The sequence below is a fragment of the Veillonella sp. ACP1 genome, from assembly GCF_000286635.1.
Classification (GTDB): domain Bacteria; phylum Bacillota; class Negativicutes; order Veillonellales; family Veillonellaceae; genus Veillonella; species Veillonella atypica.
In genome coordinates this window covers 20,334-30,419 of sequence record NZ_ALKL01000008.1, presented here as the reverse complement: position 1 = coordinate 30,419, position 10,086 = coordinate 20,334, and the positions used below count along the sequence as shown (strand labels likewise).

The window sequence follows — 10,086 nt, the reverse complement described above, 5'->3', positions numbered from 1 at the left end:
GCGAATATACTCTTTTATCGCTCCTTCGTATCTTCCCACTGTATCCACATAATATCCTCTACACCAGAAATGTCTATTTCCATACTTATATTTTAAATTTGCGTGTTTATCGAATATCATGAGGCTACTTTTGCTTTTTAAATATCCCATAAAACTTGATACACTTAAATGTGGTGGAATAGTTACTAACATATGAATATGATCCGGACAGCATTCTGCCTCTATAATCTCTACATTTTTTCTATTACATAAATCTCTTAAAATTTTACCTACATCAGCTTTTATCCGTCCATAAATTATTTGCCTTCTATACTTTGGTGCAAAAACAATATGATATTTACATCTCCATTTACTATGTGATAAGCTTTTTACGTCATTCATTGACATTGAACCTCCTATGTTGAAATGTTGTGGTTGCCAGACCAACTTCATTTTACCACTAGGAGGTTCTTTCCTTTTCTCTAAGAATTTTTTACCGACCCCCAGTTTAACTGGGGGTTTAGTCATGCCTATTCGGCGTACAATAAAAAAGCGACCCCAAATGGGGTCGCTTTCAGTAAGCCTATGCTTATTAAGAAATTACTAATGCAATCTCTTATTTCAACCAGCTCATCAAGTTGCGAAGTTCTGCACCAACTGGTTCGATTGGATGAACAGCTGCTGCTTCGCGATGTTCTTTAAGGAATTTTTGACCATTTTTGGAATCAGCCAAGAATTCATCAGCGAATTTACCAGATTGAATGTCAGCCAAGATTTGTTTCATAGCTTCTTTAGTTTCTGGAGTAATTACGCGAGGGCCTGCATAGTAATCACCATATTCTGCTGTGTTAGAAATGGAGTTACGCATTTTTTGGAAACCACCTTCGTAGATAAGGTCTACGATCAATTTCATTTCATGCAAGCATTCGAAGTAAGCGTTTACAGGTTCATAACCAGCTTCTGTTAATACTTCGAAACCAGTTTGAATCAATGCAGTCAAACCACCGCACAATACAGCTTGTTCACCGAACAAGTCAGTTTCTGTTTCGGATTTGAAGTTAGTTTCCAAGATACCTGCACGGCCACCACCGATACCAGAGGTCCAAGCTAATGCTACTTCTTCAGTATCGCCAGATGGGTCTTTTTCTACTGCGTACAAGCAAGGAACGCCGGAGCCTTCTTGGTATGTACGACGTACTAAGTGGCCAGGACCTTTAGGTGCTACCATGAATACGTTGATATCTTCGCGAGGAACGATTTTACCGAAGTGAATGTTGAAGCCGTGAGCGAATGCTAAGTATGCACCTTGTTTCAAGTTAGGAGCGATATCTTTTGCATAAACGTCTGCTTGTAATTCGTCTGGAATCAATACCATAACGATGTCAGCGCCTTTAACTGCTTCTGCAGTTTCTTTTACAGGAAGACCTGCCTCTTCAGCTACTGCCCAGCTTTTGGAACCAGCGCGAAGACCGATAGTTACGTCAAAACCGTTTTCTTTCAAGTTCAATGCATGAGCATGACCTTGGGAACCGTAACCTAAAACTGTAATTTTTTTGCCTTCCAATTTACTTAAATTACAATCTTCATCATAGTAAACTGTTGTACCTAAAATTTTACCTGCCATATTAGACAACCTCCAAACATATTCAATAGAATATAGACTATTTATATTGTACACAATCTAACAAAAATTTGCAAGATGTGGCGTACATTAATTTAGTATCAGCAAGCCAAATTCTTGACCTCTGATAAATAAAATTGATAACTACCGCACAATCACCCAAGGGCGATCATCCTTCCATACAACCTGCACGGGAATTCCAAATACATCAGATAGATTCTCATCGGTTAATACTGTATGTTTCAACCCCGCATGTACCATCTTGCCCTCTCGCAAAATAGCTACATGTGTAATGGCTGGTAGTATCTCTTCAATTTGATGTGACACATAAATAATTGGTGTCTTCTGCTCCTCTACTAGCGTAGATACGGTACGTAAAAACCTTTCACGCGCCGGCAGGTCTAGACCAGAGCAAGGCTCATCTAAGATCAGTAAATCTGGATTCGCCATAATGGATCTCGCCAACAATACACGTCGCTGTTCACCAGCAGACAATGTATAAAAGCAATGACCTTCTAAGTGACCTAGGCCAAACTCATAAAATAATTGCATCCCCCGCTCTCGCACCTCTGGTGATACATCTTGGTATATACCGATACTACTAAAAGCACCGGATATAACCACGTCCTCGACGACTTGTTTATCCAAGGTAGATTGAAATTGCCCAAGAGCAGAGCTGACAAAACCTAATCTCGATTTAATCTTAGGCCATGCGTATTTCCCAAATTCATGACCGAAGACACGCAAGGTGCCTGTCGTTGGAATTTGGTAGGCTGGAATCATGCTGAGAAGCGTCGATTTACCAGCCCCATTAAGCCCTAAAAGAGCCCAGTTTTCACCTTTTTCTATATGCCAATTTACATTATCTAAGATATGTCTGCCATCGCGTCGAAAGCAGATATTCTCATAATGGAGCAATTCATTCTCCACACTATCATCTCCTACATTTTTTCTCCACGGCTCATAGCAGTGATACCTGTTTTGGCAATTTCAAGAATACCATAGGTTTCCATAATTTGGATGAAACCGCGTAATTTTTCTACGCTGCCGATAACCTCAATAATCATAGACGTAGGAGAAATGTCTAGTACATTACCGCGATATACGTCGGCAATTTGAACAATTTGAGATCGTGTTGTAGCTGTTGCTTTCACCTTGATAAGCATTAATTCACGGCAGACTACATCATGATCGTCAAAAACTTTAACCTTAACAACATCGATTAGCTTGTAGATTTGTTTTTGCACTTGATCGAGGATGCGGTCATCCGCTTCAACAGTAATGGTAATACGCGCATAACCTGGCTGATTTGTAATACCAGAGGTCATTTTTGTAACGTTAAAACCACGGCGGTTAAAGAGTGCCAAAATACGTGTACCAATACCTGGCGCATTTTTTGCAATGATTAAGACTTGATGTTCTTTAGCCATTTATAGCACCCCTTTCTTACCCATCATACCGCTTACAGTGCCACCTGCTGGAATCATCGGCAATACATTGTCTTCTCGTTCAACACGACAATCCAAGACGATGCTTTCGTCAGAGGTAATATAAGATTGGAAATCTTTATTGAAAGCTTCTACCGTATCGAGACGAGCTGCTTTCAAATCAAATGCATCAGCTAATTTCAAGAAGTTTGGACTTATTTCCAAATCTACATAGGAATAGCGACGATCATTAAAGATTTGTTGCCATTGACGAACCATGCCAAGATATCCATTATTGATGATCACAATTTTAATTGGTAAATTGTACTGGCGAACCATCATGAGCTCTTCACAAGTCATTTGGAAACCGCCATCACCAACTACGAGGATAACTTGTTTCTCAGGTGCCCCTACTTGTGCACCAATAGCCGCTGGCAAGCCATAGCCCATTGTACCAGCGCCACCAGAGGTAACAATAGTATGTGGCTTTTTATGAGTTAAGAATTGAGCTGACCACATTTGATGTTGCCCAACATCAGTTACAATGATGGCATCATCATTAGCGATTTTATTAAGCTCAGATAATACATATTGTGCATGTAACTCACCATTTGTAGACTCAGGAACCACCATAGGATATTCCTTTTGCCACTCGCGGATTTGTTCAATCCACGTCTCATGAGTAACAGGTTCAACTAATGCATTAAGTTCGGTTAATACTCGTTTTAAATCACCTACAATAGGTACGTTGATAGTAACATTCTTATCGATTTCAGCTGGGTCGATATCGATATGAATGATCTTTGCTTTTTTACAGAAGAAATCAGGATGACCTGTAATGCGGTCATGGAATCGAATGCCTGCCGCTATAACAAGGTCGGCCTCCTCTGTACAGTTATTAGCCGCTACAGATCCATGCATCCCTACCATGCCAAGTGCTAATTCGTGGTCTCCAGGGAAACCACCAAGACCAACCAGCGTATTAGTCACAGGAATTTGAGCCTTTTCAGCTAACTCCTTAAGTTCATCCATAGCGCCTGATTTCAATACGCCAGCACCAGCAATGATAAGTGGACGCTTTGCATTCTTGATAAGGGTTGCCGCTTTTTTAATTTGCCCTTGATGGCCTTTGTATGTTGGATCATACCCTTCAAGATGAATAGGTACCTCGTATAATTTATTGTATTCCGCCATAGATATTTTTTCTGTTTGAATATCCTTTGGAATATCGATTAATACAGGGCCAGGACGACCTGTACCAGCGATGAAGTACGCTTCCTTGATAATGCGAGGCAAATCGTGAATATCTTGAACTAGATAGTTATGCTTAGTAATCGGCATTGTAATACCTTGGATATCCGCCTCTTGGAAGGAATCCTTACCGATAAACGGACGACCTACCTGTCCAGTAATAGCTACCATCGGCACTGAGTCCATATAAGCCGTCATAATGCCTGTTACAAGGTTTGTTGCACCAGGTCCAGACGTAGCAAGGCATACGCCTACACGACCGGATACGCGTGCATAACCATCTGCTGCATGGGCTGCACCTTGTTCATGACGTACGAAATAGTGTTTAATTTCAGGGAAGCTATAAATTTCATCATAAATTGGAATGACTGCGCCACCTGGATAGCCGAACATATCAGTTACACCAAGGCGATGCAATGTTTCTAGGACAATGCGTGCCCCATTGATTGTTTCTGCGCTCATAGGAACCCTTTCAACCAGCTATTCTGATAGAATCTCGCTGGAATTTAAACGTTGAATAATGTAACCATTATTTTTAAAAGTATCAATAATGCTTTGGATGTGCTCTTCCCCATTGGTTTCAACCGTTACTTGTAATTCCACTTCATGGAAACGGTCAAGGTTTTTAAACTGATTATGATCGAGCTTAATTACATTTGCATCCGCCTCAGCAAGCATTTGAGATACCGCAACCAATTGACCTGGTTTATCCGGAAGATTTACAGAGAAGGTGAAGATCCGACCACGGACTACGAGACCTTTATTAATCATAGAGGAAATGGTAAGTACGTCGATATTACCACCGCTGACAATAGCTACCACCTTTTTATCTCGGCAGTCTAGCTTTTTAAGCCCTGCTAATGGTAAGATACCTGAATTTTCTGCTACTAATTTATGTTTTTCAACGAGCAACAAGAATGCTTCCATCAATTCGTAGTCTGAAACTGTAATTATTTCATCTACGTATTTCTTAATATATTCAAGTGTAGTTTCACCAATTTGACGTACCGCCGTACCATCAGCAATGGTAGCCACTTCGTCGAGTGGTACAGGATGATCGGCCTTTAATGCTGCCAAAGCACTGGCTGCCCCTTCTGGTTCTACACCAATAACTTTGATGCGAGGATTTTTTAATTTAGCAGCCGCTGCAATGCCAGATACAATGCCGCCGCCCCCAACAGGTACCAGTAATACATCCGCATCAGGTAGTTCTGCTAATACTTCAAGAGCAATTGTACCTTGCCCTTCGATGACATCTTCATCATCGAAAGGATGAACAAACACATAGCCGTTTTCTTGTTGGAGCTCCATCGCCTTTTGGTAAGCTTCATCATAAATCTCACCATGTAGTACAACCTCAGCCCCATATTGTTTTGTAGCATTCACCTTTATGAGAGGTGTATGTTTTGGCATGACGATTGTGGCTTTAATGCCGAGGCGTTTAGCTGCAAGTGCTACACCTTGTGCGTGGTTTCCTGCAGATGCGGCAATAACACCGCGGGCCTTTTCCTCTTCTGTCAATTTTGCAATTTTATTGTATGCTCCACGCACCTTAAAGGAGCCTGTTATTTGCAAGTTTTCTGGCTTGATATATACATCATTGCCACACTCGTCTGAAAACACATCACTATGAAGCAATTTAGTTTTCACGGTAATCGTGGTTAACCGTTCGCGAGCCTCCATAAAATCATATAACTTACGCATTAATACTCCTTTATTAAAGATTGGTATAAAATATATTACTATTAAGATTAGTCTTCAAATACTTCAATAGCACCTTGTGCTGCAGAGGATACGTGAAGGGCGTATTTTTTAAGGTATCCAGTTACATTGGATTTGAATGGTTTCAATGCTGCTTTACGGCGAGCGATTTCATCGTCAGATACAGCTAATTCCAATTTGCCGTTTGGAATATCGATGTTGATGATATCACCATCTTCAACAACGGCGATTGTACCACCAGCTGCTGCTTCTGGAGATACGTGACCAATGGATGCACCACGAGTAGCACCAGAGAAACGACCGTCAGTCAACAATGCTACGTCTTTATCAAGACCCATACCTGCGATCATAGATGTTGGTGTCAACATTTCACGCATACCAGGACCACCTTTAGGGCCTTCGTAGCGGATAACTACCACATCACCTTTTACGATTTTACCGCCTGTAATAGCTTCAACAGCTTCTTCTTCGCTGTTGAATACCTTTGCTGGGCCAGAGTGAACGAGCATATCATCATCTACGGCACCTGCTTTTACAACGGAACCGTCTACAGCAAGGTTACCTTTAAGAACGGCAATACCACCTGTTTCATGAACAGGATTATTCCATGGATGGATAACATCTTCATCCACAACATGAGCTGCTGTTGCAATTTCACCTTGTGTTTTAAGAGCTACAGTTTTGCAATCTGTATGCAAACGACCATTTTCTGCTAAACGTTTCAACACAGCAGATACGCCGCCTGCAGCATATAAGTCTTCGATGAAGTATTTACCAGATGGAGAAAGTTTGGACAATTGAGGTGTGTTTTGTGCAATGCGATCAAAGTCGTCCAAGGACAATGGTACACCTGCTTCGTGAGCGATAGCTGGCAAATGAAGTGCTGTATTAGAGGAACCACCCAAAGCCATATCTAGAGCTACTGCATTTTCAAAGGCTTCGCGTGTCATAATGTCTTTAGGACGAAGGTTTGCTTTCAATACCTCTACTGCTTGCATACCTGCTAATTTAGCAAGACGTAAACGTTCAGAGTATACTGCTGGAATTGTACCATTACCAGGAAGGCCCATACCAAGAGCTTCTGTTAAGCAGTTCATTGTATTAGCTGTGTACATACCAGAGCAAGAACCACATGTAGGACATGCGGTATTTTCGATTTCAGCTAACTCAGCATCACCCATTTCACCAGTTTGATGTTTACCTACTGCTTCGAATACATCAGACAAACCGATTTTTTTGCCATTGTGTACGCCTGCAAGCATAGCACCACCGGATACGAATACGGATGGAATGTTTAGACGAGCTGCAGCTATCAACATACCAGGTACTACTTTATCGCAGTTTGGAATGAATACCATAGCATCAAATGGTGTTGCCATAGCTGTTGCTTCGATGGAATCAGCGATGATATTACGAGTTACCAAGGAGTATTTCATACCGATGTGGTTCATCGCCAAGCCGTCACAAATACCAATTGTATTGAACTCGATTGGCACACCACCTGCGTTGCGGATACCGTCTTTTACGGCTTGTACAATATTTTTCAAGCCCACATGACCAGGAATGATTTCATTGAAGGAATTGGCAATACCAATGACCGGTCTACCTAATTCTTCGTCTACAAAACCGAGTGCTTTTAATAAAGATCTGTGTGGTGCACGTGCTACGCCTGTTTTTAAATTGTCACTTCTACAACTCATGATATTCTCCTCACTTTTTTGAAAGTATCCACTTGGACGGCTTTCACAATGAATAAAAAAAGACGATTCCAAAGAACCGTCTTAAAAGTTTACAAATGATATTCCTTTTGTTTACAGAATTCCTAAATACATACATAAAAACCTATGTACCCCATGGAATACATACAAATAAGAAACACTATAGTCAAATCTTATTGATTGTATATTAAACCATTCGCGGAACTTTTAAGACAAAAACGTGTTAAGTTGTTGTTCATAATTCGAATGTTTTTAATAATCACGACCAGCGCGATAATCAACAAGCTAATGACTAAACCGAACATGTTTCCTCCTAAAATAATCTGTAACGATAAACCTATAATAACACGTTCTATAGTGTCATGCAATAAATATTCTATAGATTTATTATATTTTTTTTATGAAGTTCACCATACCCAATAGCTATATCCATATATGTTTATGCACCAATATTGGATATACAAAAATCCCCCGCCGTAGCGAGGGATTTATATATTATAAAATACCGAACAGCCACATACCAAATGTACCAGCCCAGAAGTGAATCATAAAACTTACTACAGAAATAGCAAGACCTACGCGCCACCATGTGCCTTGAGGTACATAGCCTGCACCAAAGAAGATTGGTGTTACACCAGAGCTATAATGCGTTAATGTACAGCCAGGGCTATTCATCAAACCAAATAGCAAGATGGTAAATGGAATCGGCGCACCCATGGCAACCAAAATGGCTGCAAAGGCGGAGAATAATGCGGTAATACGCGCCGTACCACTAGCAAAGAAGTATTGAGAGTATACGAAGGTTGCAGAGATGATAAAAGATGCCCAGAACCAATCGATACCTACGAGATGTTGACTTACAAAATTAGCAAACACAGCCACTACACCAAGTTTACCAAGCAGGCCAGCCATACCAACGAGGGTTCCCATCCAAATGAGGATATCCCAACCGGTGCGTTCACCTAATATGTCTTCCCATGTAAGGGAGCCAGTTACAACACAAGCAAGAACACCCATCATAGCAACTACTGTAGGATGTAACTTTGTCCAAATCGCCGTAGCCCAAAGCAAAATACACAGGATAAAGATAATAGCCACAGAAATTTCAGATTTCGTAATTGGCCCAAGTGCATTTAATTCCTTTTGTGCCATCTCAGCCGCTTCTGGTGTTTCTTTGATTTCTGGCGGATAGATTTTATAGATAAACCATGGCATCAAAATCATACAAATCACACCAGGGATGACACCTGCTTGGAACCATTCCCACCAAGAAATATCATAACCAAATAGTTTTGCACCTAAGGATGTGATCAATAGGTTACCGCTACAAGCAGTTAAAAAGATTGTTACTGTAATTGTATTGATGGTGTGGGCCGTCGTCATCAAGTACGCCCCTATGCGACGTGCTGTATTGCCATGAGGCTCAGAGTCAAAGGCAAGGGAAATATTTTGGACGATTGGAAAAATGATACCGCCCCCACGCGCCGTATTAGATGGCGTGGCTGGAGAGATAATCAAATCCGTACAAGCTAAGGCATAGGCTAATTTCAGAGAACTTGTACCAAAGGCACGAATTAATGTGTATGCAATGCGCTTACCGAGGCCGGAATTAATAATACCTCTAGAAAAGAATACGGCTGCTACGATAAGCCACACATTAGCCTCTGCATAGCCACCCAAAGCTTGCACCAGCGTAATAGAGCTCGTTGCCACAGCAGCAACAATGCCAAAGAGTGCCATAATGCCCGTCGGCCAAGGGCGTAAAATAAAACCAACAATCGTAGCCGTAAAGATAGCCAACAAATGCCAACCTTCAGGCTTAATCGCCTCTGTATGAGGCAAAAACCAAATAATCAGGCCAATCAAAACGGTTAAGGCCGCTCGTGTCCATGTACTCATAGTCCCTCCAAAAATTCCTTAATCTTAGGTTTTTGACGCAATGTCTCCATTTGTTCATCAGTCAATAATTTAACCTTATCTCGGTCTTTATTAACAAGGCAGAAAAATCCTATATAGTCGCCCTTATTAGCTCTAAATTGATGAATTGTATTACCTGGGATTTCAATAAAGTCCCCTTGTGCTACATCATAAATTTCATCACCTAGTAAAAGCTGCCCCTTACCACGGCCAATCATAACCATATGTGTATGCTCATGATACTCTAACGTAGAGTAGCCCCCGGGCAAACATTCAAAATAACGGAATTGGCAGGGAATGTCATAAGCCCCATCATATAGCACTTGTCGTGTTACATCCTTAAAAGGACTACCATCTTGTTTATACACCAAGGTATCAACGCCATCCCATTTAAAATTTTCCGAATCAAACTTGCGTATCATCTCATCACCTCACAATACAAAAAGGGCTG

The 10,086-nt window shown here is 41.1% G+C and carries 9 protein-coding genes; all 9 read right to left on the bottom strand.

Translation table 11 applies throughout. The features are described 5' to 3' along the window. Positions 1-381 (bottom strand): IS200/IS605 family transposase (gene tnpA / locus HMPREF1151_RS02725; RefSeq protein WP_038141190.1); only part of this gene is annotated, 381 nt, incomplete at its 3' end. A 214-nt stretch (positions 382-595) separates the two neighbouring features. Beyond that, the gene (ilvC, locus tag HMPREF1151_RS02720) at positions 596-1,603 is read right to left on the bottom strand and encodes a ketol-acid reductoisomerase (RefSeq protein WP_005375687.1); all 1,008 of its coding nucleotides are present in this window, start codon (positions 1,601-1,603) and stop codon (positions 596-598) included. A gap of 141 nt (positions 1,604-1,744) precedes the next feature. Next, positions 1,745-2,530: an ABC transporter ATP-binding protein gene (locus HMPREF1151_RS02715; protein ID WP_005375714.1), complete on the bottom strand. Its 786-nt coding sequence runs from the start codon at positions 2,528-2,530 to the stop codon at positions 1,745-1,747. Between the two features lie 11 nt (positions 2,531-2,541). After that, entirely contained in the window at positions 2,542-3,030 is a 489-nt protein-coding gene (gene ilvN / locus HMPREF1151_RS02710; protein WP_005375704.1) for an acetolactate synthase small subunit, read from the bottom strand. Continuing rightward, positions 3,031-4,740, bottom strand: a complete 1,710-nt coding sequence (gene ilvB / locus HMPREF1151_RS02705) for a biosynthetic-type acetolactate synthase large subunit (protein WP_005380370.1) — start codon at positions 4,738-4,740, stop codon at positions 3,031-3,033. Positions 4,741-4,758: 18 nt separating this feature from the next. After that, the gene (gene ilvA / locus HMPREF1151_RS02700) at positions 4,759-5,982 is read right to left on the bottom strand and encodes a threonine ammonia-lyase (RefSeq protein ID WP_005380340.1); all 1,224 of its coding nucleotides are present in this window, start codon (positions 5,980-5,982) and stop codon (positions 4,759-4,761) included. A 47-nt stretch (positions 5,983-6,029) separates the two neighbouring features. Further along, positions 6,030-7,700, bottom strand: coding sequence for a dihydroxy-acid dehydratase (ilvD, locus tag HMPREF1151_RS02695; protein WP_005380366.1), 1,671 nt, complete (start codon positions 7,698-7,700; stop codon positions 6,030-6,032). A gap of 513 nt (positions 7,701-8,213) precedes the next feature. Beyond that, positions 8,214-9,617: a DASS family sodium-coupled anion symporter gene (locus HMPREF1151_RS02690; protein WP_009660962.1), complete on the bottom strand. Its 1,404-nt coding sequence runs from the start codon at positions 9,615-9,617 to the stop codon at positions 8,214-8,216. Then, a complete protein-coding gene (locus tag HMPREF1151_RS02685; RefSeq protein WP_005377848.1) occupies positions 9,614-10,057 on the bottom strand; it encodes a cupin domain-containing protein in 444 nt (147 codons plus the stop codon). The genes HMPREF1151_RS02690 and HMPREF1151_RS02685 overlap by 4 nt, the downstream gene beginning before the upstream one ends. Positions 10,058-10,086: the final 29 nt, after the last annotated feature.